Here is a 23,459-nt window from a genome sequence, read left to right as displayed (position 1 = left end):
GATGTGGACCCGCCCGGCCGATAACCCGGAAAGGCCGCATCCGTTAAAATGAACTTCTGATTACAGTTTTAAACACACCCGAGTTTTCATGTCCCGACGCATCATCCCTCTCGCCGACATCAGCGCGATTCCGGACTTTTCCGGCGTCGCGGCGTCGCCGTCCGGGCTGCTGACGGACACGCTCGCGCGGCCGCTGCGCGATTTGCGCATCTCGGTGACGGATCGTTGCAATTTCCGCTGCGTGTACTGCATGCCGCGCGAAGTCTTCGACAAGAACTATCAGTTTCTGCCGCACGCGGCGCTGCTGTCTTTCGAGGAAATCGAGCGGCTGGCGCGCGTGTTCGTCGCGCATGGCGTCGAGAAAATCCGTCTGACCGGCGGCGAGCCGCTGCTGCGCAAGAACATCGAATATCTGATCGAGCGGCTTGCGTTGCTGCGCACGCCGGAAGGCCGTCCGCTCGATCTGACGCTGACGACCAACGGTTCGCTGCTCGCGCGCAAGGCGCAGTCTCTGAAAAACGCGGGTTTGTCGCGCGTGACCGTGAGTCTCGACGCGCTCGACGACGCGCTCTTCCGCCGCATGAACGACGCCGATTTCGCCGTCGCCGATGTGCTGAACGGCATCGAAACCGCGCAGGCGGTCGGGCTCGATCCGGTCAAGATCAACATGGTCGTCAAGCGCGGCACCAACGATCAGGAAATCGTGCCGATGGCTCGGCTGTTCAAAGGCAGCGGCGCGGTCCTGCGATTCATCGAATATATGGATGTCGGCGCGTCCAACGGCTGGAACATGAGCGAAGTGCTGCCTTCGGCGCAGGTCGTCGAACGCATCGATCTGCACTTTCCGCTCGCGCCGCTCGACGCGTATTCCGCCGCCGAAACCGCGCAGCGCTGGGGCTATCAGGACGGCAGCGGCGAAATCGGCGTGATTTCGAGCTTGACGCGCGCGTTTTGCGGCGATTGCACGCGGGCGCGTCTGTCGACCGAAGGCAAGTTGTACCTGTGCCTGTTCGCCAGCGCCGGGCACGATCTGCGCGGCCTGATCCGCAGCGGCGCCAGCGACGATGACGTCGCCGCCGCCATCGCACACATTTGGCAGGCGCGCGGCGATCGCTATTCGCAACTGCGCGGCAGTGCATCGGGCACGGCGGACGAGGATGCGCCGCGCATCGAGATGTCGTACATCGGCGGCTAACCGGGACCGCGCACGATGGCTTTCCCCACTTCGAACCTCACCGGCCTGCTGCTCGCGGGCGGACGCGGCTCGCGCATGGGCGGCGTCGACAAGGGCATACAGCCGTTTCGCGGCGAACCGCTCGCGCTGCATGTGCTGCGCCGTCTCGCGCCGCAAGCCGGCGCGATGCTGATCAGCGCGAATCGGTCCATCGTGGAGTACGAACGGATCGGCGCTGCGTTCGGCGCGACGGTGATCGCCGATACGCTCGACGATTATCCCGGCCCGCTGGCAGGCATCGCCGCCGCATTGCGCGCCGCGCACACCGAGTTCGTCCTGAGCGCGCCCTGCGATGCGCCCTTCGTCGATACGCGGCTCGCCGTCACGCTGATGCAGGCGCTGCACGACGCGAACACCGACATCGCCTACGCCGCGACAACGCACGCCGGCGCGCGCATCGCGCATCCGGTGTTCGCGCTACTGCGCACCTCGCTTGCCGACGATCTCGACGCGTGGCTCGCCGCCGGCGAACGCAAGGTTCGCGCGTGGTACGCAAGCCACAAGGCGGTCGAAGTCCCATTTCCCGATGATCGTGCGTTTTACAATATCAATGATTTGCACCAGCTGGCCGAGCTGGAGCGCGACTAGCCAAGGCCGCGCCGCCATCGTGACAAGCCGCTGACGCATTCCATCGCTACGCTCGGATAGCCCGGCCGCAGCATCTTCGCCCGGCTCACGTCCGCGACCCACTCCCACTCATGATCACGTCCAAGCCTCTTTCCGGTTGCGTCACCGACTACGATCCCAACGCCTTGCCCGTCGAGGCCGCGCAGGAAATCGTCCGTCAGTGGGCGCTGCCGCGCGCGGGCGAATCGCGGGTGGAACGCGTCGGTCTGTTCGATGCGCTGGATCGCGTGCTGGCCGAAGACGTGATTTCGCCCATCGACGTGCCCGCCTTCGACAACTCCGCGATGGACGGTTACGCCTTCGCGGGCGGCGCGCTCGCGGGCGGCGGCGCGACGGTCGATCTGCGCGTCGCGGGCACGGCCTTCGCCGGCCGTCCGTTCGACGACGCGCCGCGCGCCGATCAATGCGTGCGCATCATGACCGGCGCGCTGATGCCGCCGGGCTGCGACACGGTCGTGCCGCAAGAGCTCATCACGCGCGACGGCGATGCAATCCGCTTCGCGACGTCCGCCGTGCGTCCCGGACAAAATCGCCGTCTGTCGGGCGAGGATCTGGCGCGCGGCAATCCGGCGCGGCGCGCGGGACGCATCGTGCGCGCATCGGACCTCGGCTTGCTGGCGTCGCTCGGCATCGCCGATGTCGCCGTGTTCAAGCGGCTCACGGTCGCGTTCTTTTCGACGGGCGACGAACTGCGCTCTGTCGGCGAAACGCTCGCGCCCGGCACGCTCTACGACAGCAATCGCTACACGCTGTTCGCGATGCTCAAACGTCTGGGCGTCGCGACGATCGATCTGGGCATCGTGCGCGACGATCGCGCGTCGCTGGAAAATGCGTTGCGGGAGGCGACGCAGGCGGCGGACGTGGTCATCAGCTCGGGCGGCGTATCGGTCGGCGATGCGGACTTCACGCGCGAGCTGATGAACTCGCTCGGCGACGTCGCGTTCTGGAAAATCGCGATGCGCCCCGGCCGTCCGCTCGCCTTCGGCCGCCTGTGGTCGGGCACGCGCCCGGGCACGGGCGAGTCGGCGCTGTTTTTCGGCTTGCCGGGCAATCCGGTCGCGGTAATGGCGACGTTCTACTTCATCGTGCGCGAAGCATTGCTCGCGATGTCGGGCGCAACCCGTGTACCGTCGCTGCGCATCCGCGCGGTATGCGCCGGGCCGATGAAGAAACGCGCGGGCCGCACCGAGTTTCAGCGCGGCATCGCGACGCGTCATGACGACGGCAACTGGAGCGTCGTCACGACCGGTCCGCAAGGCTCGGGCGTGCTGAGTTCGATGAGCGAAGCCAATTGCTTCATCGTGCTCGACCACGCGCGAGGCGACGCGGACATCGGAGACGAGGTCGAGATCGTGCCGTTCGACGGCCTGATCTGACCTGCACGCTCATCGAGCGATATCGAAACAATGATTCCATCTCAGCGATAGACGGGGCTTTACCTCTATGAAAAAGCAGATTTCATCCATCGCACCGGGACCGACGGCCAAGGCGTTGATCCTCGTGTACCTCACCTTCAGCGTGCCGATCGTGCTGCTCGGCGTGGTGGTCGCGTTCGTGCGATACGGCTCGGTGGAAGTGAGCACCGTCACGAGCGCGCTGCTGCTCAACGCGATCCTCGGCTTCATCCTGTTGTGGATCGCGTGCCACGCGTACAACTGGGTGGCCTCGCGCTTCGGCGGCATCGAGATCGTCCTGACCGATGCGACGGAGGAAGGATGAGCGTCCCGTCGATTCGCCCTGCCACGCCCGCCGACGTCGGCGCGATCTGCGCGCTGATGTACGAACTCGCGGAATTCGAGAAGCTCACGCATCTGTTTGTCGCGACGAAGGAAGGCGTGCACGACGCGCTGTTCGGCGCGCGTCCTTCGGCGGAAGCGCTGGTCGCGGTTCAGGACGGTGAAGTCGTCAGCTACGCGCTGTTCTTCCATAACTTCTCGACCTTCCTCGGCAAACGCGGTCTGTATCTCGAAGACCTCTACGTGCGCCCGACACTGCGCGGTAGCGGACTCGGCACGATGATGCTGAAGAAACTCGCGGAACTGGCGGTCGAGCGGCAATGCGGACGTTTCGAATGGTCCGTGCTCGACTGGAATCAGAACGCCATCGACTTTTACGAAAAGATGGACGCGACGGTGCTGCCCGACTGGCGCATCGTGCGGATCACGGGCGACGCGCTCGACAAGCTCGCCGCCCCGAAGTAAGTCATCACGTCGTCAGCCATCACGTCTCGTCGTCGCTTTCGGGCGACGACAACTCTCCCAGCAGGTCCGGCATCTGTTCTCCCGGTAAGGCTTCTACATCGCGCAGACGCTTGTTCATCTGACGCGTGCGCGTCTGCGCCGCTTCGATGGAACGCGTGACGGTTTCGAGCTGCGTTTTCGTGCGCGCCAGCACGTCGCCGAACTTGCCGAACTCGGTCTTGACCGCGCCGAGCACCTGCCACACCTCGCTCGAGCGCTTTTCGATGGCCAGCGTCCTGAAGCCCATTTGCAAACTGTTCAGCAGCGCCGTCAGCGTGGTGGGACCGGCGATACTCACGCGATACTCGCGCTGCAAAAAGTCGCTCAGGCCCGGACGACGCAACACTTCGGCATACAAACCTTCGGTCGGCAGAAACAGCAACGCGAAATCGGTCGTGTGCGGCGGCGCGACGTATTTCATCGCGATCGATTTCGCTTCCGCGCGCAGCCGCCCTTCCAGCGCACGCGATGCCTCTTCCACCGCGACCGGATCCGCGCGTTCCTGCGCGTCGATCAGACGCTCGTAGTCTTCGCGCGGAAATTTTGCGTCGATCGGCAGCCACACGGGCGTGGCCGCATCGCCGGGCGCGCCGGGCGCATCGTGACGGCCGGGCAGCTTGATCGCGAATTCGACGCGTTGGTTGCTTTTCGGAATGGTCGCGACATTCTTCGCGTATTGATCCGGCGTCAGCAGTTGTTCCAGCAGCGATTCCAGTTGCACTTCGCCCCAGATGCCGCGCGTCTTGACGTTGGTCAGCACCTTCTTCAGATCGCCGACGCCCGCCGCCAGCGTCTGCATTTCGCCGAGTCCTCGATGCACCTGTTCCAGCCGGTCCGACACCAGCTTGAACGATTCGCCGAGGCGTTGCTCCAGCGTCGCGTGAAGCTTTTCATCGACGGTGCGGCGCATTTCCTCCAGCTTCGCGGCATTGTTCGACTCGATATCCTTGAGCCGCGCCTCGAGCGTCGCGCGCACTTCGCCGAGCCGCCGCTCGTTCGCCTCGGACAACTGGCCGAGATGCAGCGTCATCGAATCGGCGAAACGCTTGAGCGCGTTGCTCTGATCGTCGCGCGCCTGCTGGCTTTGCTGCGCGAGCTGCTGGGCGAGCGCGTCGAACTGCGCGTTCTGCACGTTCGATGTACTCGCCAGTTGCGTCGACAGCGTCTGATGAAACTGCGCGAAGCCGCTTTGCGATTCCATCCGCGACACGCGCGCCGTTTCCGCGATATCGCCGCGCAAGCCGCGTTCGAGCCGCTCCTGCCCGCGCGCGCTTCGCCCATGTCGTTGACGTGATCGGCGAGCGACGCGAATTCGTCGATCACGTCGTCGTTCGCGCCGCGCTTGAGCACGACGAACAACGCGATCAGCGCAATGACCAGCGCGATCGCGAGAAGCGCGACCGCGCCGTACAGCATGTCGATCATTTCTTCAGCACGTCCGGGTTGATGGGATTCGGCGGATTGCCCGCGCGCGGACCTTCGCCCAATCCGGCGATGAGGTTGTCGGCGGCGAGATTGGCCATCGCGCGGCGCGTGGCCTCGGTGGCGCTGGCGATATGCGGCGTCAGCACGACGTTATCGAGCACGAGGAAATCGGGATTGAAGTTCGGCTCGCCCTCGAACACGTCGAGCCCCGCCGCCGCGATGCGATTCTCGCGCAGCGCCTGAATCAGCGCCACGTCGTCGACGATGCCGCCGCGCGCGATATTCGTCAGCGTCGCGGTCGGCTTCATCAAGGCGATTTCCTTCGCGCCGATAGTGTGATGGTTCTCCTTCGTGTACGGCAAGACGAGCACGACGTGATCCGCGCGCTTGAGCAACTCTTCCTTCGACGCGTACTCCGCGTTGAGCTTCGACTCGATCTCGGGCGCGACGCGCGAGCGGTTGTGATAGATCACGCGCATGTCGAAGCCGGTCGCGCGCCGCGCCAGCGCTTGCCCGATACGTCCCATGCCGATCACGCCGAGCGTCGAGCCGTACACGTCGCCGCCGAGAAACGAATCGAACGACCATTTCTGCCACTTGCCCGCGCGCAGAAAGTGCTCCGATTCGGTGACGCGACGCGCCGCCGCCATCATCAGCGCCCAGCCGAAATCGGCGGTGGTTTCGTTGAGCACGTTCGGCGTGTTGGTGCCGAGCACGCCGTGCGCGTCGAACGCGTGCATGTCGAAGTTGTTGTAGCCGACGGCCATGTTGGCGACGACCTTCAGATTCGGCGCGCCCGCCAGTTCCTTCTCGCCGACGAGTTCGCCGGCCGCGAACACGCCGTCCTTGTCGGCGATGCGGCGCTGGAATTCCGCTTGCGGCAACACGTCGCCCGGATTCACTTCGACATCGAAATACTGCTTGAGGCGCTCGATCACATCGGGGAACGTGGGACGCGCGACGAGTACTTTCTTCTTCATCGGTTACTCCAGGAAAAATAGCCAGCCCATGACGGCGAAAAGCGGCAGAAGGACGATGCACGACCAGCCCAGATAGCCGAAAAAGCCCGGCATGCGGACGCCGCGCGATTCAGCGATCGCCTTCACCATGAAATTCGGCGCGTTGCCGATATACGTATTCGCGCCCATGAACACCGCGCCCGCCGAAATGGCGGCGAGCGTGGTGGCATCGGTGGTCATGAGCGTGTGGGCGTCGCCGCCCGCGAGATTGAAGAACACGAGATAAGTCGGCGCGTTGTCGAGGAACGAGGACAACAGGCCGGTTGCCCAGAAATAGGCGAGATCGACAGGCTTGCCCTGCGCGTCGGACACCGCGAGCACGATGCCCGCGAACGCGCCCGCCTCGCCCGCGCGCAGAATCGTGATGACCGGCGCGATAGTGATGAAGATCGCCACGAACAGTTTGGCCACTTCCACGATCGGCGCCCAGTCGAACGCGTTGCCTTCGCGCGCGCGTTTGGGCGTGAGCGCAAGCGATGCACCGAGCACGCCGAGCAGCGCGACATCGCGCACGATGTTCTGCAAGGCCACATGCGTGCCGACGACGTCGAAGAACACGCCCGGCTTCCAGATGCCGCTCATCAGCACCAGCGCGACGATCGCCACGAGCAACACGAAGTTGATCTTGCCGTCGATGCCGAGCGGTTGCGTATCCGGCGTTGGATCGGCAAACGCGCCGCGCGACTCCTCTTTTCTGCGCCAGTAATAACTGTCGAGCGCGTAAAACAACGCGAGCAGCACGATGCAGATGAACAGCATGGGCAACGCGAGATGCACCGTCGTCCAGAAGAACGAGACGCCGTTCAGAAAGCCCAAGAACAGCGGCGGATCGCCGAGCGGCGACAGCGAGCCGCCCGCGTTCGCAACCAGAAAGATAAAGAATACGACCACATGCACGACATGCTTGCGATTGTCGTTGGCGCGCTGCAACGGGCGGATCAGCAGCATGGCCGCGCCCGTGGTGCCCATGATGCTCGCAAGCGCGGTGCCGAGCGCGATCAATCCGGTGTTGAGCCGCGCCGAACCATGCAGATTGCCGCGCACGCAGATGCCGCCCGCCACCGTATAAAGCGACGCAAGCAGGACGATGAACGGCACGTATTCTTCGAGCAGCGCATGCACGAGCACGCCGCCCGCCGTGCCGACGCCGAACGCGACGGCGAACGGCACGAGAAACGCGATGGCCCAGAGCGCCGCGACCTTGCCGTAATGGTGATGCCAGAACTTGCCCGCGACGAGCGGAAACACCGCGATCGACAGCAAGATGCCGACGAACGGGATCCCCCACGCGGCGGAAAGCGTCGCGCCGTCGACCGAAGCGGCCGATGCGCTCAACGGCGCGCCGAGCGCCGCGAGCCCGCATGGCAATGCACGGCGCACCGTGTCAGGCTCCGCGCACGACGATCACATGCACGCGATACGGCCCATGCGCGCCGAGCACGATAGTCTGTTCGATATCGCCCGTGCGCGACGGTCCGGAAACGAAGTTCACCGCGCGCGGCAACTCGCCGCGTTCCGCGCGAATCAGCGCGAAGGCGTCTTCATGCGCCGCGATGATGCGCGACGCCGGCACGATGGCGATATGCGTCTGCGGCAAAAGCGCGGCGGACGCGGGCGTGTCCGGTCCGGACAGCAGCACGAGCGAACCGGTTTCGGCGGTCGCGCAAAAACATCCGGTGATACCGACGAGATCGGCGTCCTCGGGCTTGCGAAACACCGTCTGAATACCCGACGCCGCGAACGGCAGATCGGCGAGCGCGGGCCACGCGACCGCATCGGTGGGAAGCGCGGACGACTGAAGATAGCGCGCGGCTTCCACGGGGGCATCGGCGAGCGATTCGACTTCGGCGACGGTCGTCGACAGACGTTCGGCTTCGAGACGGAAGCGCGCCGATCAGTTCGTCGCGCGTGGCGGGCAACGGCGGACGCGGGCCGGCGGGATGACGCTGCACGTAATCCGTGGCGGTGGCGCGCTCCGCATCGCTCGGCTCGACGCCACGTCTGCCCTGCGCGCTGCGAATGCGCGCGAGAATATTGCGGCGCGCGGCCGATGTATCCATAGTGCCGTCCTCGTGAATGCGTGCCCGAAGTGCGTGCGCCGCATGCTTCATGCGACGCGTTCGAAATTATAACGAGCGCCTTCGCCGCACGAAGCTCGGCCGAACGGCATAAGCCGAATGCACGTTCGCGCGATCAGTCTTCGCCGACGGGCTGCGGAATGCCGAACACCTGACGCAGATACGCGAGATAAGCCTTGTCGTCGCACATATTCTTGCCCGGCGAATCGGACAGCTTGGCGACCGGCTGACCGTTGCAGCGAACCATCTTGATGACGATCTGCAAGGGTTGATAACCGAGGTCGTTGGTCAGATTGGTGCCGACGCCGAACGCGAGCTGGCAGCGTCCGCGGAAACGCTCATACAGTTGCAGCACCTTGGGAATATCCAGCGCGTCCGAGAAGACAAGAATCTTGGTGCGCGGATCGCAGCGGTTTTCTTCATAATGGCGAAGCAGCCGCTCGCCCCAGTCGAAAGGGTCGCCCGAATCGTGGCGCGCGCCGTCGAACAGCTTGCAGAAGTACATGTCGAAGTCGCGCAGAAACGCCTTCATGCCGTAGACATCCGACAGCGCGATACCGAGGTCGCCGCGATATTCCTTCGCCCACATCTCGAAGCCGAAAATCTGCGAATCGCGCAGACGCGGACCGAGCGCCTGACACGCCTGAAGGTATTCATGCGCCATCGTGCCGAGCGGACGCAGGCCGTGCTGCATCGCGAACAGCACGTTGCTGGTGCCGGCGAACTGCGCGCCGAGACGCTCCTTGAGCGTCATCAGTACTTCTTCGTGCCACTGCTTGGAGAAGCGGCGGCGCGTGCCGTAATCGGCGATCTTGCAATCCGAATATTCGGGCGGCGTGACCAGCAGCTTGATCTTGTCACGCAGACGCTCGCGGCCGGTTTGGAACCCGGGCTTGCGCTGCGTATTGCGGAAATACACCTCGTTGACGATGGCGAGCACCGGAATCTCGAAGAGAATCGTATGCAGCCACGGCCCTTCGATCATGATGTCGATCTCGCCGTTCCCCTTGGGCGACGGCGCGATGCGGATCGACTTCTCGTTCAGATGGAACAGTGCCAGAAAGTCGATGAAATCGCTCTTGATGAAGCGCATCGTCCGCAAATACTCGAGCTCTTCTTCCTTGAAGCGCAGGTTGCAGAGCTGACGCACTTCGTCGCGAATCTCGTCGATATACGGCACGAGATCGACCTTGGGCGTGCGGCAGCGGAAGCGGTATTCGACATGCGCCGCCGGAAAGTGATGCAGGACGACCTGCATCATCGTGAATTTATAGAGGTCGGTGTCGAGCAGCGAATTGATGATCATGGTTCTGACTGAAACATCGATGCAAGGTGACCGCGCGCCGTCTCGAAGCGCGAGTCTTCGAAGTCATGTTACCCGAATGCGGCCCGATTCACCGGTCATGCGAACCCTTTTAGACGCTTTCGACGCAGGCGCATCGGCCGATCGACGCGCATGCATATTCACATTGCGATTCGATATAAAGCGTGCACTGCCGCACTCGCTCCGAAATTGACCGTTACGCTACAATATGCGTTTTAGCAAGTGCCCCCTGTCCTCGCGGCTCGCCTGAGTCCGCGGGAGCCGAAGAAAGGGCGCTGCCCCCACAGATTCCGCACGCAGGAGCCCGAATGACTCACGTTGTGACCGAAAGCTGCATCAAGTGCAAGTTCACCGATTGCGTGGACGTGTGCCCGGTGGATTGCTTCCGCGAAGGTCCCAACTTCCTCGCAATCGATCCGGACGAGTGCATCGACTGCGCCGTGTGCGTCGCCGAGTGCCCGGTCAACGCCATCTATGCCGAGGAAGACGTCCCCGGCGATCAGCAGCACTTCACCGAGCTGAACGCCGAACTGTCGCGCAACTGGCCGAGCATCACCAAGACCAAGGCGCCGCTGCCCGATTCGGACGACTTCAAGGACGTGAAGGACAAGCTGGACATGCTCGAGCGTTAAGCCCGCGTGTGGCGCTTTCAGGCCTTTCGCGTAATTGCAAAAAGCTGTATGAGATGAGGAATTGGCGTTGACAGGGTAGCAAACGCTCCCTATAATCCCATGCCTCTGCTGTAGATGTTCCCCGATAGCTCAGTCGGTAGAGCGCCGGACTGTTAATCCGTAGGTCCCTGGTTCGAGCCCAGGTCGGGGAGCCAAAACTCCAGCAAAAAGCCCAGTCAGTCGACTGGGCTTTTTGCGTTTCCGGCACTTAATTTTGTTGTCGCGCGCTATCGGACGTCATTGATTATCGGCGAGCCACACGATGGTCAGCGATCGCACGCCCTGCGCGCCGCGAATCAGCACGCCTTCGATATCCGCCGTCGCGGACGGTCCGGTGACGAGCGCCGCATAGCGCGCGGATTTGAAATCGTCGCGCCGATAAACCTGCTGCAAGCCTTCGACGAGTTGCGACGGATCGAGCAACACGACCAGATGCTGTACGATATAGCCGATCGAATTGACGACGTACTCCTGCTCGCTGAACCACACCGAGCCGGTTTCCGCGACGCCGAAGCGTGCCCGCACAACGCCCACATCGACGTTTTCGAGCGATGCCGGCACCGTATCCGCCGATACTTCGCGCGTGCCCTTCACACCCGCCACCGCCGATGCAACCGCCGCGTCGCTCCCGAATCGCGACGCGATCAGCGCGTTCACGTCGTCGAGCCCGGACGCGTCGACGCAGATGCCGCCCATCGGCGTCAGCGCGGCCGTGAAGCGCTCGCGCAAATCGCCTGCGGGCGTCGGAAAAACCGGCACATCGGGACGCGGCCGCGACGCGGGCTGGGCCGAACGGATCTTCGATAGAAAGGCTTCGCGCGTCGTCATTTGGCTGGCTTCCGGTTCTTTTTGTACCACTCGTGGAATGTCTCGGCGGGCGCTTCGGGCAGATCGCGTCCGCGTCCCCAGATATTGAGCGGGTTGTACAGCACGAAGTTGGGCAACCGCTTGAGCGCCCCGCCGAGCGACGCCACCGTGCCGCGATAAAGCGTCGGACTGGCGAGCAGCCGCCCCGCCATCTTCAGCACTTCCTGCTTCACGAACGGCACTTCGTGCTTTTCCGCGATCACCGCGCGCCACTTGTAGATCTGCTCGTGAATATTCACCTTCACCGGGCACACGTTGGTGCAACTGCCGTTCATCGTCGAGGCGAACGGCAGCGCGCTGTAGCGCTTGAGATCGTAAGTGGGATTGATGATCGCGCCGATCGGCCCCGAATACGTGCCGCCGTACGACAACTCGCCGCTGCGCCGATACACCGGACACGTATTCATGCACGCGCCGCAGCGGATGCATTTGAGCGAGAACCAGAAGTCGTCCATCCCGAGCCGTTCGGAGCGGCCGTTATCGACGAGGATGTAGTGCATCTCCGTGCCAGGACGCGGCGCGCGAAAGTGCGACGTGTATTGCGTGATCGGCGAGCCGAGCGCGCTGCGCGACAGCATGCGCACGAACACGCCGAGATCGGCGATCGTCGGAATCAGCTTTTCGATGCCGATCGACGCGATATACAGCGGCAGCACGTTCGCCGACAAATCGGCGTTGCCCTCGTTCGTGCAGACGACGACCGTGCCCGTCTCCGCCACCGCGAAGTTGCAGCCGGTCATGCCCGCGGTCTTTTCGCGCACGAAGTACGGCCGCGTATTCATGCGCTGGCTTTCGGCGAGATAGTGGATATCGCTGTTCTTCGGATCGGTGCCGATGGTCTTGCCGAACAGTTCGGCAACGTCCGCGCGCAGCTTGTGCACGGCCGGCACGACCATATGGCTCGGGTCCTGATGATCGAGCTGCTGGATACGCTCGCCGAGATCGGTTTCCATCACCGTGATGCCGCTGCCGCGCGGCTCCAGATAGTCGCGCATATAGCATTCGTCGGTGAGCATCGACTTGCTCTTCACGAGCGATGTCATGCCGCGCTCGCTCATCAGCTTGTAGACCAGTTCGTTGTGCTCTTCCGCATTGGCCGCGAAATGCACGACGACGCCGTTCTTCTCCGCCTGATCCACGAACTGGCCGATGTACTCGGCGAGATTCGACAGCGTGTGTTCCTTGATGCCCGACGCCAGCTCGCGCATCGTTTCCCATTCGGGGATGCCGTGCGCCTGCGCATCGCGCTTGGAGCGCAGGTCCCACAGACGCTTGTCGTGGAAGGCGACGTGATCGGGCTTCTGCAGGAACGCGCCCGCCGCCTTCGCGTGATCGATGCGAATCGTTTTGCTCATGCGCGCGCTCCGTTCAGAACCGGCGCGATATGGATGAAGCGCGCGTCGAGCTTCAGGCGTTCGGCACAGCCTTGCTGATGCATCAGGCACGACATATCGCCCGAGACGATATATTCCGCGCCCGCGCCGACGTGATCGCGCACCTTGTCCTGCCCCATGCGCACCGACACGGCTTCTTCGGTGACGGAAAACGTGCCGCCGAATCCGCAGCATTCGTCGGGACGCGCGGGCGACACGAACTCGATGCCCTTCACGCCTTCGAGCAACGCGCGCGGCTTCGAATACGCCTGGCCGGCGACTTCCGAATTCGACGTCTCGCGCAGATGCCGCACCGCGCTGCAACTGTTGTGCAGCCCGACGCGATGCGGGAATTCGGCCCACGGAAACTCGCGCACTTTTAGCACATCGTGCAGGAATTCGACCAGTTCGAAGGTATTCCGCCGGACTTTCTGCACCGCGCTGGTCTGTTCGATGGCGATGAAATGCTCGCGCACATGATGCGTACAACTCGCCGATGGACCCACGATGTAATCTTAATCGGCGAAGTTACGCGCAAATACGCGCTCGGCGCCGGCCGCTTCCTTATGCGCGCCGCTGTTGGCCATCGGCTGGCCGCAGCAGGTTTGCTCTTGCGGATAGTCGACGTCGACGCCGAGCCGTTCAAGCAGTTCGAGCGTGGCGATGCCGACCTGCGGATAGAACGCATCAATAAAACAGGGGACGAACAGGGCAACTTTCATGGCGTGAGGCGCATGTGGGGAACAGCGCTTGGTCAGCTTGGTCTGACCAAGACTTTAAAGAGATGCGGGAATCGTGTCAAACTAGGGTAATCCAAAGCCGATCGCTTTACTCAAGCACCGCAATGACCTTCCAGCCCGTCCATCCGCACGCCTACGCGCGCGTGCGTCTTTCCGATGTCGTGTCGGGCCAGATCAGGCAATTGATCTCCGACGGCACGCTGCTGCCCGGCCAGCGCCTGCCCGCCGAACGCGATCTCGCGGAGCAGTTGAACGTGTCGCGGCCGTCATTGCGCGAGGCGCTGATCCGGCTCGAATCGGACGGATTCATCCGCGCGGTGGGACGCGGCGGTTTCGTGGTGTCGGATGTGACCGCGCCGCTGGTGTCGCATCCGCTGGCGGCCTTGCTCGAGCAGCAGCCCGACGCCAGCGCCGACGTGCTCGAACTGCGTCACGGACTGGAAATGCTGTCGACCGCCTACGCCGCCGAGCGCGCCAACGAAGATGATCTTGCGAGCATAGGCGAAGCGTATGCGGCGCTGCAGGCCGCCGTCAGCGAGAAAAGCGCGCGCATCGCGGAAAAGGATGCCGCCTTTCGCCTTTCATCTCGCCATCGCCGATGCCACGCACAATGTCGCGCTGACGCACGTCATGCACGGTTTGAACGAATTGCTGCGCGAGTCAATGCTCACCCTCGCATCGGCTGGTCGATTACGACGATGCGATCGAAGCCAGTCTGCTGGCACAGCATCGCGCGATCTACGAGGCGATCGTCGCCAGCGATGCCCCGCGCGCCCGCGATGCCGCCAGCGCCCATCTCGAATATGGTGCGCACGCTGTATCGCGATCGTCCGCCGAAAAAGCCGCGCGACGCCGCCGCCACGCCGCTTATGAAATGACGATTGCGTAACGCGATCGTAAGTAACGATAGGACATCGCCTACACGGATTTCAGACGCACACGGCTGACGCGCGGCTTTCGTTTTCGCGATACTGAAATCGTCGAAAACAACACGCGAATGGAGGATGACATGCCTTATCTCCTCGGATGGCTGCTGGGCGTACCGGTCGTGGTTCTCGTGATTCTGTATCTGATTTTCCATTGAGCACCGGTTCCGAACGAAAAAAGCAAGGGCGTCGCTACAATACGACGCCCTTTCTCTTTTCCGAAGGATTCCGATGAAACGCTCCCTCACTCTCGCAGCGGCGCTCGCAGCACCGGTCGCGATCTTCGGCGCGGGCATCGCGCACGCGGAAGAGATCGCCAGCGTCAACACCAATTTCCGTTTCACCGGCTCCGATCGCGTCACCGTCGAAGCGTACGACGATCCGCTCGTGGAAGGCGTGACGTGCTACGTGTCGCTGGCGCGCACGGGCGGCGTCAAGGGCACGCTCGGCATCGCCGAAGATCCGACCGAAGCGTCGATCGCCTGCCGTCAGGTCGCACCGATCAAGATCGCGCAGCCGCTCAAGCAGAAGACCGACGTGTTCTCGGCGGGAATGTCGTTCATCTTCAAGACCTTGCATGTGGTGCGGGTGGTCGATACCAAGCGCAACACGCTCGTTTATCTGACCTATAGCGACCGCATCGCGACGGGCAGCGCGAAGAACAGCGTCACCGCCGTGCCGATGCCCGAGGGCACGACCATCCCGATGAAATGAACCGCGACAACGTTGTAGACTGAACGATTCGCTGATCGACCGTCGATGGCCTCATGAACGCCGCCCATTTCCGCAACGCTCCACGCTACTGGCGCTCGCCGCTCCTGCCCGGCGCGGATATGGTCATGGCCGAATACTACGATCACGAATTCACGCCGCACTGGCACGACGCCTACACGGTGCAGGTGATCGAAGCCGGCGCGGAGTGCTACGACTATCGCGGCGGGCATCACGTCGCGGAAGCGGGCACGGTGCCGGTGATCAATCCGGGCGAACTGCATACGGGCGCGCGGGCGGTCGATTTCGGTTGGCGCTATCGCGTGTTCTATCTGCCGCCGGCATTCGTCGAGGATCTCGCGCGCGAGATGACCGGGCGCGCGGCATCGACCTGGTTTCCCGCAGCCGCAATCCGCGATGCCGATCTCGCGCAGCGTTTAGTGATCGCGCACAACGCGCTCGAAAACGACGCCGATCCGCTCGCCGCCGAAACCACGCTCATCGATGCCGTGACGACGCTGATCGCGCGCCATGCGCTGGAACGACCGTCGATCGTCACGCTCGCCTCCGACGCGACGCGCATCGAAACGATGAAATCGCGCCTCGCCGACGATCTGCTCGCGCCCGTCACGCTAGCGGAACTGGCCCAGACCGTCGGGCTGTCGACGTTTCATGCGGCGCGGCTTTTCACGCGCGAAACCGGGCTCGCGCCGCATGCGTGGCGCAATCAGTTGCGGATCGTCAAGGCGTTGCCGGCCTTGCGCGCGGGCGCGTCCGTCACAGAAGTCGCGGCGGCCAGCGGCTTCACCGATCAAAGTCACTTCACGCGGCATTTCAAACGCGCGTTCGGCGTGCCGCCGGGACGCTGGCGCTAAAGCAGCGCAAGAACGTACAAGCGCGACACAATACGCCCGCCGTATCCTCCGAAATTCGCCGCAGGCGCCCGCGACACCATTCCGATGATGGTCGGCGCCGCGCCCTTCGGCGTCATCTTCGGCACGCTCGTCACGGCCAGTCCGCTCACGCTGTGGCACGGTCAGCTCATGTCGCTCGCTGTGTTCGCGGGCTCGGCGCAATTTATCGCGGTCGGGCTGATCGCGGGGCACGCCAGCTTCGCCGTGATCTGGACGACGACCTTCGTCGTCAATCTGCGGCACATCCTGTATTCGGCGACGCTCGCGCCCTACGTCGCGCATCTGCCCACGCGCTGGCGCTGGGCGCTGTCCGGCCTGCTCACCGACGAAGTGTTTGCGGTCGCCTACGCGCATTACCGGAAATATCCGGCGGGCACGGTCGGGCCACATTACTTCTTCGGCTCGGGTCTGTCGATGTATCTCAACTGGCAAGCGTGGACGCTGCTGGGTCTGCTGTTCGGCGCGGCGTTTCCCGGCCTCAAGTCGCTCGGACTCGACTTCGCGATGGTCGCGACGTTTATCGCGATCATCGTGCCTCAGCTGGTGGCGGTGCGGTTCGTGGCGGCATCGCTGGCGGCGGGCGTGCTGTCGTTCGCGTGGCAGGGATGGCCGTACAAGCTCGGCTTGCTGGCGGCGGTGCTGGTCGGCGTCGCCGTCGGGATGATCGTGACGATGATGGAAAGCCGCCCACGCGCACGGAACGCACGCAATGCACGCAACGCCAAGGAGCGCACGCAATGAACGCGACATCGAACTACGTGCTGCTGATCCTCGGCATGGCGCTGATCACGTATCTGATTCGCGCGGCGGTGTTCGTGCTCGGCGAACGGCTGCCCTTTCCGCCGATCGGGCGCACGGCGCTGAGCTTCGTCCCGGTGACGGTGCTGACCGCCATCATCGTGCCGATGACGGTATCGCCGCACGGCGAAACCGCCGAGCTCACGTGGCGCAATCCGCAGCTGGTCGCGGCGCTCGTCGCCATCGCCGTGTGCGTGCTGACGAAGCGTCCGCTGCTGACCATCGCGGTGTCGCTGGCTGTGTTTTTCGCGTGGCAATTCGCGGTGTTGCGCTGACCCTGATTCGACGCAAACAGCCTGCTTTCAGGCAGCACGCATCGCGCTCTCAAGTTCTCGTCCAGATCGCCGATATCTGTAACGAACGGACTCCGCCTAGAGAGCGGCGCCGAAAGCTTTGCCGCGACCGAAAAACGGCTGCGGAACCGGGAACCAACATGCGTCAAATCACCCTTTCGTTACGCGAAGAGACCGTCGCGTCGTTGCAGCGAGACTTCGAGACGTTTCTGCGTCTGTCGCTCAAGCTCGACCCGCATTTCGTCACGCCCTCGTTCGAAGATTTTCTTCGCGCGAAATTGCTGGACAATCCGACACCGCTCACCGAGCAGGCGGTGCAGCGCATGCTCACGCACGGCCAGTACGCGTGGGCCAAGCGCGCGCTCGACAAGGAATTCCCCGAAGTCGTCGAAATCCTGATTCGCCAGGCCGCCGAACACGGCTTCGCGTTCGCGATCCGGCCGGACTGGACCGCCGAGGATCTGATCACCGCGTCGCGCGAACTGGCGACGGCCATCGTCACCGAAGCCAAGGGCGATGCCTCGCAGATCGAAGCGCTCGCCACGCAGATCAAATCCGCCACCGAAGATATTCGCGACGTCGAAACGCGCATGCAGACGCCGGCCTGGCGTCTCGCCGATTCGCTGCGTCAGCGCGTGTACGAAACGAAGATCGCCGTGGAAAACAGCGTCGGTTCGAATGCGCGCGAGAAGCTCGGCGAGTTGCGTTGTCTGCTGCGTCTGGGCATCTATTTCGGTTCGATCCAGAAGCAAGAAGCGCAGCAAGTGCTCGAATACATGCGCTCGCTGCGGCCCGAACTGTTCGTCGACGAACCGTACGACGGCTTCACGCGCTTCGCATCGTGGCTGCGCGCGATCTTCGCGCCGCCGCCACGGATGCGCGCCCGCACGCAGCGCTGATCAGTCCCACATCCTTTTGAGGCGCGCCGCGATATCGATCTTCGCTTTCGCGGCAGCCGCCAGACCGGCCACCGTCGGCGCGGCCGGCGCGATCACCGGCGGCCACGCGGCCGCCTCGAACTTCTGCATCAACTGCTGCGGGATGAAGCGCGTGCGTTGCGCCCAGACGTGACGGTCGCCCAAGTGCGTCTGGTTGTGCACGTAGAAGCGCTGCGGCGTGACGATATGCAGATCCTCTTTCGCGCGCGTCATCGCCACGTACAGGAGACGGCGTTCCTCGTCGATTTCCTCGTCGCTGCCCGTGCCGAGATCGGACGGAATGCAGCCGTCGACGCCGTTCAGCACGAACACATTGCGCCACTCCTGCCCTTTCGCCGAATGGATGGTCGAGAGGATCAGATAGTCTTCGTCGAGCATCGGCACGCCGGATTCGTCGCTGGTGGCGTCGGGCGGATCGAGCGTGAGTTCGGTGAGAAAGCGCTCGCGCGTCGGATACGTCGCCGCGATGCTTTCCATCTGCAATACATCGCCGATACGAATGGCCGCGTCTTCGTGATTGCGCTCCAGATGCGGCTCGTACCAGCGGCGGATCATCTCGAATTCGGCGGGCCAGCCCGATTCGCGTCCGCATAGTTTCGCCATCAGGCCGACGAAGCGCGGCCAGTCTTCGCTCGCACGCGCGGGCGCCTGAAAATGCGCGATGGCGTTCGGCGCATCGGTCTGCGCGACGCTATCGAGCAGACGCCCCGCGATCGCCGGCCCGATGCCCGGCAGCAGTTGCGCGACGCGAAACCCCGCCACGCGATCGCGCGGATTCTCCGCCCAGCGCAACACCGCGAGCACGTCCTTGACGTGAACGGAATCGAGAAACTTCAGCCCGCCGAACTTCACGAACGGAATGTTCCGCCGCGTCAGTTCGATTTCGAGCGTCGCGCTGTGATACGCCGCGCGAAACAGCACGGCCTGCGACTTGAGTTTCATGCCGCCTTCGCGCGCTTCGAGCACTTTTTCGACGACGTAACGCGCCTGATCGGCCTCATCGGCGACGGTCACGACGCGCGGCTTCTGCGCCGATGCCTTGTCCGTCCACAGGTTCTTCGTATAGCGCTCGGACGCGAGATCGATCACCGCGTTCGATGCTTCGAGAATCGGCTGCGTCGAACGATAGTTGCGATCGAGCGTGACGGTCGCGGCGGGCGGATCGAAGTGCTGCGGAAAATCGAGAATATTGCGCACCGTCGCGCCGCGAAACGAGTAGATCGACTGAGCATCGTCGCCGACGACCGTGAGGCCGCGGCCGTCCGGTTTCATCGCGAGCAGGATGGTGGATTGCAGGCGGTTGGTGTCCTGATATTCGTCGACCAGAACGTGATCGAAGCGGCCCGACAGATCGGCGGCGATCGTCGGTTCGGCCGCGAGATGCGACCAGTAAAGCAGCAGATCGTCGTAATCGAGGACGTTTTGCGCCTGCTTGGCGGCGACATACGCGGCGAACAGACGCTTGAGATCGGCTTCCCACTCGCGGCACCACGGAAACGACTGATCGAGCACCAGCGCGAACGACGCGCCCGTGTTGACGACGCGCGAGTAGATCGCGAAGCAGGTCGATTTGGCGGGAAAGCGCTTCTCCTTCGACGACAGTCCGAGCTCATGCCGCACGAGATTCATCAGATCGGCGGAATCTTCGCGATCGTTGATGGTGAACGACGGCGCGAGCCCGACGAGATCGGCGTAATCGCGCAATAGCCGCGCGCCGACGCCATGAAACGTGCCCGACCACGTCAGCCCCTGCGCGATGGCGCTTTTGGACCCGAGCGCCTGCGTGGCGATGCGCGTCACGCGTCGCGTCATCTCGAGCGCCGCGCGCCGCGAAAACGTCAGCAGCAAAATGCGATGCGGATCCGCGCCCTTCACCAGCAGATGCGCGAGCGTATTGGTCTTGCCCGATCCCGCGCCCGCGATCACGAGCAGCGGGCCGCCGCATCGACCGGGTTCGTCGACGCCGAATTCGACCGCGCGACGCTGCGCCTCGTTGAGCTTCGCCAGATAGGCGGCTGCGGCCGGATCGGAAGTCGAGGAGGAATCGGCGGCGGTATCGGGAAGCGTGAGCACGAGGACGAATGGCGGCGGGATGAAGTGACGCACACTGTATATCCATACAAGCTTTGCGTGCAAGTGCTTGGCGGGACAACGCTTTTGGCCCTAAATCGCGCGCAGAAAAAAGCCCGGCCGGGCAATGCGCCGGCCGGGCTTTTCCACGCGAACCAAAGCGCGTTATTCCGCCTTCTTCGCGTTCTTGACCTTGGCGTCGGCGGTGGCTTCGTTCGCCTCCGACTGCGCTTCGGTCTTCTTCTTGTCGGCCTTCGCCTGAGCGACGGCGGCCTTCTTATCGGCCTTGGTCTGCTCCTTCGATGCCTTCTGATCCGCCGTGGTCGGCCCGCTCGCCGCCGTCTGCGCGAACGATGCCGCGCTCACGCTCGTCAGCGCGCCCGCGATCAGCGCGGCCAGCAATACGTTGGTTTGACGCTTCATGATGTGTCCTCCTCGATCGATGGCTTAGTGCTGCAGGCCGGTGTCTTTCGGCGCGGCCGGCGCGGTGGCGTTCAACTCGGCCTTGGCGGCGTCCTTGTCGGCCTTGCGATTGATCTTCGCGTTCTTCACCTCTTCCTTGTATTGCGCGCTCGCCTGCTGCTTCGAGGCCTTCAGTTTGGCCTTCGATGCCTTCTTCGACCGCTGTATTCGGCGTTCGCCTGCGCGGTGGCGTTGCGCTTCTGGACCAGCGGATCGGTCGGCGCGGGCGCGACCATGCGTTGCTGCTGCGGCGTGACGCCGGGCGCGCCTCCGGTCGACGCATCGGGCGCCTGCATCTGCATTTGGGTCGGCTGCGCGGCGGTCTGCGCGTACGCGCCCGTGGCGCTCAGCGTGGCAATGGCGGCGCCGATCATCAGAAGTCGAGCTTGAGTCATGAGCGAGTCCTCTCTTTAGTTGCACCGGCGGGCGAAGCGCCGCACGGCTTTGTCGATTGTCGATTGGATGAAAATGACCGAAGCTGCATCGATCAAACGGTCTGACCGGCCGAAAATCCGACGAGTTCTCGAAAATCAGTCATTGTTACCCGTGGTTTCAGATGGCTACAATTCTGTGACTTCCGGTTTCGAACCGCTTCCGACTGATACGACCGTTCGCGTTTGCACCAGCAGGGGGCGTGCCCGCGACCGGTGAGGTTCGCTCGCTTATCATTGCCGTCTTTCTCCACGCACCGCCCGCCATGCCGCCACTTCAATTCACCCTCACGGGCGACTACATCGAACTGCACAACCTGCTCAAGCTGATGGGACTCGCCGACAGCGGCGGCTCCGCGAAAGCGCGCGTCGCGATGGGCGATGTGCGCGTCGACGGAAAAGTGGAGTCGCGCAAGACCGCGAAGATCCGCGCCGGCCAGAAAGTCGAACTCGACGGCCAGACGATCCGCGTGCGCGCGCCGGAGTGAGCGCGGCCGTCATCGACACGACGTGCGCCAGGCAATAAGCTAGTCGTCTTTCGTTTTTCAGCGCGGGACCGGCGCTGTATCGTCGTGCGATCGCTCGCGTCGACGCCGGTTCCATCCATCGAAGTTCAAGCATGCAACCGCCCTACGAGCGCGCCGGACGCGCGCATCAGCCACCGCCGACTCTGTCCCGCCACGCCGTCGATACCGCGCGACTCGCCGCGCCGCTCGCCATCGCGCAGCTATCGCAAATGGCGATGGGCGTCACCGACACCATCCTGCTCGGCTCGCTCGGCCCCGATGCGCTGGCCGCGGGCGGGCTGGGCACGAACCTGTTCTTCGTGGTCGTCACCTTGTTGCAGGGCGTGCTGACGTCGGTGAGCGTATCGGTCGCGCATGCGCGCGGCTCGAATGCGGACGAGCGCGTGCCGAGCATCTACTGGACGGGTTTCGTGCTGTCGCTGCTGCTGGCGGTGCCGGCGTTCGCGCTGCTCTCCTATGCCGAAGCGATCCTGCTCGCTTTCCACGAACCCGCCTTGCTGGCGAAGAACGTCGGCGAGTATTGCGCGGTGCTGCGCTGGGGCACACCGGGCAGCCTGATCGACGTCGGCATGATGCGCGCGTTTCTGCCCGCGATCGGCGCGGCGCGGCGGCTGTTGTGGGTGTCGATCGGCGGCGTATTCGTCAACGGCTTTCTCAATTACGGGCTGATTCACGGCGCATACGGCTTGCCGCGCGAAGGCTTCCTCGGCTCGGCGATGGCGACGTGCATCACGGTCTGGCTGAGGGCGCTGGCGCTGGTCGCGTTCCTGCATCTGCGGCCGCGTTACCGGCATTTCGTCGTGCGCGCGTGGCCGCATTGGCCGTTGATGGGCGAAATGTTCGGCATCGGCTGGCCAGTCGCGATCACGTACGGCGTCGAATCGACGCTCTTTCTTGCCACCGGCATGATGGTCGGGCTGCTCGGCGAAGCGCCGCTGGCCGCGCATCAGATCGCGCTGAACGTGGCGTCGGTGGCGTTCATGGTGCCGCTTGCCATCGGACAGGCGGCGAACGTGCGCGTGGGCTACTGGATCGGAGCGGGCGTGCCGCTCGCCGCGCGGCATGCGGGATTCGTCGCGCTGGCGCTCGGGGTCGGCTTCATGATGTGCTCGGGGCTCGTGTTGATCGTGGCGCCGCATGCGATCGTCGGGCTTTATCTTCATCTCGATGATCCGGCGAATGCGCATACGGTGTCGTTGGCGGCTTCGCTGCTCGGGGTGGCGGCCGTGTTTCAGATCGTCGATGGGATGCAGACTGTTGGGTCCGGTTGTCTGCGGGGTTTGAAAGACACGCGGGTGCCGATGCTGGCTGCGGCTTTTGGGTATTGGGGCGTGGGGTTTCCTACCGGGTATGTGCTCGCCTTTCATTTCGAGCTTGGCGCTAAGGGGCTTTGGTGGGGGTTGGCGGCCGGGCTTGCCAGTGTGGCTGTGTTGATGACTTTACGGTTTCATCGGATCAGTCGTAGGTTTTGTGGTTGATGGTGGTCGTGGCTTCGGTTGAGGTTTTTGGGGCGTTTTTTTCAGTAGCCGCCTCCCCGGCGGGGGGTCACTTTCTTTGCGGCGGCAAAGAAATTAACCAAAGAAAGCCGCTTGGCCGATCCTAAGCACCTTCTTGAGCGGCCCCGGCACAGAACCTTAGACTTGGCACAGCGATAGCGAGTGTTCGCGGTAGTGTGCAGAATGATGTGCAAAAACGCTGAGGCGGCAGGAGCGCAGAGGCAGGGGTGGCCGTGGTGTAAGTTGATGAATGTCCAGTTCGTCAACCTGCCCTCGGGAGGGCTTACGCCATGGC

At 63.6% G+C, this 23,459-nt stretch carries 20 protein-coding genes, 1 tRNA gene and 5 pseudogenes; 15 read left to right on the top strand and 11 right to left on the bottom strand.

Annotation, left to right across the window (positions count from 1 at the left end):
- Positions 1 to 88 precede the first annotated feature (88 nt).
- The 5 genes from moaA (at position 89) to BVER_RS04575 (ending at position 4,062) form a co-directional block, all read left to right on the top strand.
- The gene (moaA, locus tag BVER_RS04595) at positions 89 to 1,195 is read left to right on the top strand and encodes a GTP 3',8-cyclase MoaA (protein WP_050452279.1); all 1,107 of its coding nucleotides are present in this window, start codon (positions 89 to 91) and stop codon (positions 1,193 to 1,195) included.
- 15 nt (positions 1,196 to 1,210) lie between these two features.
- Positions 1,211 to 1,822: a molybdenum cofactor guanylyltransferase MobA gene (gene mobA / locus BVER_RS04590; RefSeq protein ID WP_050452278.1), complete on the top strand. Its 612-nt coding sequence runs from the start codon at positions 1,211 to 1,213 to the stop codon at positions 1,820 to 1,822.
- Positions 1,823 to 1,932: 110 nt separating this feature from the next.
- Positions 1,933 to 3,237, top strand: coding sequence for a molybdopterin molybdotransferase MoeA (gene moeA / locus BVER_RS04585; RefSeq protein WP_050452277.1), 1,305 nt, complete (start codon positions 1,933 to 1,935; stop codon positions 3,235 to 3,237).
- A 67-nt stretch (positions 3,238 to 3,304) separates the two neighbouring features.
- Positions 3,305 to 3,580: a hypothetical protein gene (locus BVER_RS04580; protein ID WP_050452276.1), complete on the top strand. Its 276-nt coding sequence runs from the start codon at positions 3,305 to 3,307 to the stop codon at positions 3,578 to 3,580.
- Complete coding sequence (locus tag BVER_RS04575) at positions 3,577 to 4,062, top strand: GNAT family N-acetyltransferase (protein WP_050452275.1); 486 nt, start codon at positions 3,577 to 3,579, stop codon at positions 4,060 to 4,062. The genes BVER_RS04580 and BVER_RS04575 overlap by 4 nt, the downstream gene beginning before the upstream one ends.
- A gap of 19 nt (positions 4,063 to 4,081) precedes the next feature.
- Here the strand turns inward: BVER_RS04575 and BVER_RS04570 are convergent.
- From BVER_RS04570 to pncB, 5 genes and pseudogenes are all read right to left on the bottom strand, one after another.
- Positions 4,082 to 5,526: pseudogene (locus BVER_RS04570) on the bottom strand (DNA recombination protein RmuC).
- Entirely contained in the window at positions 5,523 to 6,506 is a 984-nt protein-coding gene (locus BVER_RS04565) for a 2-hydroxyacid dehydrogenase (protein ID WP_050452274.1), read from the bottom strand. Before BVER_RS04565 ends, BVER_RS04570 begins: the two are co-directional and overlap by 4 nt.
- A gap of 3 nt (positions 6,507 to 6,509) precedes the next feature.
- Positions 6,510 to 7,925: a sodium:proton antiporter gene (locus tag BVER_RS04560; protein WP_050452273.1), complete on the bottom strand. Its 1,416-nt coding sequence runs from the start codon at positions 7,923 to 7,925 to the stop codon at positions 6,510 to 6,512.
- A 4-nt stretch (positions 7,926 to 7,929) separates the two neighbouring features.
- Positions 7,930 to 8,605 (bottom strand): annotated as a pseudogene (locus tag BVER_RS04555) (LutC/YkgG family protein).
- A 133-nt stretch (positions 8,606 to 8,738) separates the two neighbouring features.
- Positions 8,739 to 9,929, bottom strand: coding sequence for a nicotinate phosphoribosyltransferase (pncB, locus tag BVER_RS04550; RefSeq protein WP_050452272.1), 1,191 nt, complete (start codon positions 9,927 to 9,929; stop codon positions 8,739 to 8,741).
- Positions 9,930 to 10,255: 326 nt separating this feature from the next.
- On the opposite strand from pncB, the gene fdxA reads away from it, so the two are divergent.
- Both fdxA and BVER_RS04540 read left to right on the top strand, forming a co-directional pair.
- Positions 10,256 to 10,579: a ferredoxin FdxA gene (gene fdxA / locus BVER_RS04545; RefSeq protein WP_050452271.1), complete on the top strand. Its 324-nt coding sequence runs from the start codon at positions 10,256 to 10,258 to the stop codon at positions 10,577 to 10,579.
- Between the two features lie 118 nt (positions 10,580 to 10,697).
- A tRNA-Asn gene (locus tag BVER_RS04540) sits at positions 10,698 to 10,773 on the top strand.
- Positions 10,774 to 10,855: 82 nt separating this feature from the next.
- Here the strand turns inward: BVER_RS04540 and BVER_RS04535 are convergent.
- The 3 genes and pseudogenes from BVER_RS04535 to BVER_RS04525 form a co-directional block, all read right to left on the bottom strand.
- The gene (locus tag BVER_RS04535) at positions 10,856 to 11,446 is read right to left on the bottom strand and encodes a LutC/YkgG family protein (RefSeq protein WP_050452270.1); all 591 of its coding nucleotides are present in this window, start codon (positions 11,444 to 11,446) and stop codon (positions 10,856 to 10,858) included.
- A complete protein-coding gene (locus BVER_RS04530; RefSeq protein ID WP_050452269.1) occupies positions 11,443 to 12,840 on the bottom strand; it encodes a lactate utilization protein B in 1,398 nt (465 codons plus the stop codon). The genes BVER_RS04535 and BVER_RS04530 overlap by 4 nt, the downstream gene beginning before the upstream one ends.
- A pseudogene (locus BVER_RS04525) lies at positions 12,837 to 13,580 on the bottom strand ((Fe-S)-binding protein). The gene BVER_RS04530 and the pseudogene BVER_RS04525 overlap by 4 nt, the downstream one beginning before the upstream one ends.
- Before the next feature lie 122 nt (positions 13,581 to 13,702).
- On the opposite strand from BVER_RS04525, the pseudogene BVER_RS04520 reads away from it, so the two are divergent.
- From BVER_RS04520 to BVER_RS04495, 6 genes and pseudogenes are all read left to right on the top strand, one after another.
- A pseudogene (locus tag BVER_RS04520) lies at positions 13,703 to 14,476 on the top strand (FadR/GntR family transcriptional regulator).
- 279 nt (positions 14,477 to 14,755) lie between these two features.
- Positions 14,756 to 15,238, top strand: a complete 483-nt coding sequence (locus tag BVER_RS04515) for a CreA family protein (RefSeq protein WP_050452268.1) — start codon at positions 14,756 to 14,758, stop codon at positions 15,236 to 15,238.
- Positions 15,239 to 15,291: 53 nt separating this feature from the next.
- Positions 15,292 to 16,110 carry a helix-turn-helix domain-containing protein gene (locus BVER_RS04510; RefSeq protein ID WP_050452267.1) on the top strand — a complete coding sequence of 273 codons (819 nt, stop codon included), beginning with the start codon at positions 15,292 to 15,294 and terminating at the stop codon, positions 16,108 to 16,110.
- 84 nt (positions 16,111 to 16,194) lie between these two features.
- A complete protein-coding gene (locus BVER_RS04505; protein ID WP_083452037.1) occupies positions 16,195 to 16,890 on the top strand; it encodes an AzlC family ABC transporter permease in 696 nt (231 codons plus the stop codon).
- On the top strand, positions 16,887 to 17,222 hold the full coding sequence (locus tag BVER_RS04500; protein WP_050452265.1) for an AzlD domain-containing protein: 336 nt from the start codon (positions 16,887 to 16,889) through the stop codon (positions 17,220 to 17,222). The genes BVER_RS04505 and BVER_RS04500 overlap by 4 nt, the downstream gene beginning before the upstream one ends.
- Before the next feature lie 158 nt (positions 17,223 to 17,380).
- Complete coding sequence (locus BVER_RS04495; RefSeq protein ID WP_050452264.1) at positions 17,381 to 18,139, top strand: DUF4088 family protein; 759 nt, start codon at positions 17,381 to 17,383, stop codon at positions 18,137 to 18,139.
- On the opposite strand, the gene BVER_RS04490 is transcribed toward BVER_RS04495, so the two are convergent.
- The 3 genes and pseudogenes from BVER_RS04490 to BVER_RS36190 form a co-directional block, all read right to left on the bottom strand.
- Positions 18,140 to 20,251, bottom strand: a complete 2,112-nt coding sequence (locus tag BVER_RS04490; RefSeq protein WP_050452304.1) for an ATP-dependent helicase — start codon at positions 20,249 to 20,251, stop codon at positions 18,140 to 18,142.
- A 162-nt stretch (positions 20,252 to 20,413) separates the two neighbouring features.
- Positions 20,414 to 20,671 (bottom strand): hypothetical protein, encoded by a 258-nt coding sequence (locus tag BVER_RS04485; protein WP_050452263.1) that lies wholly within the window; start codon positions 20,669 to 20,671, stop codon positions 20,414 to 20,416.
- 24 nt (positions 20,672 to 20,695) lie between these two features.
- A pseudogene (locus tag BVER_RS36190) lies at positions 20,696 to 21,105 on the bottom strand (hypothetical protein).
- Positions 21,106 to 21,407: 302 nt separating this feature from the next.
- Here BVER_RS36190 and BVER_RS04475 point away from each other — a divergent pair.
- Together BVER_RS04475 and BVER_RS04470 are read left to right on the top strand one after the other, a co-directional pair.
- Positions 21,408 to 21,629 (top strand): RNA-binding S4 domain-containing protein, encoded by a 222-nt coding sequence (locus BVER_RS04475; RefSeq protein ID WP_050452262.1) that lies wholly within the window; start codon positions 21,408 to 21,410, stop codon positions 21,627 to 21,629.
- 131 nt (positions 21,630 to 21,760) lie between these two features.
- Positions 21,761 to 23,146: an MATE family efflux transporter gene (locus BVER_RS04470; protein WP_050452261.1), complete on the top strand. Its 1,386-nt coding sequence runs from the start codon at positions 21,761 to 21,763 to the stop codon at positions 23,144 to 23,146.
- Positions 23,147 to 23,459 lie beyond the last annotated feature (313 nt).

The sequence above is a fragment of the Candidatus Burkholderia verschuerenii genome (assembly GCF_001189365.1).
GTDB classification, from domain to species: Bacteria; Pseudomonadota; Gammaproteobacteria; order Burkholderiales; family Burkholderiaceae; genus Caballeronia; species Caballeronia verschuerenii.
Note: the sequence above shows the minus strand (reverse complement) of the source record. Positions and strands in the feature narration are given on the sequence as shown.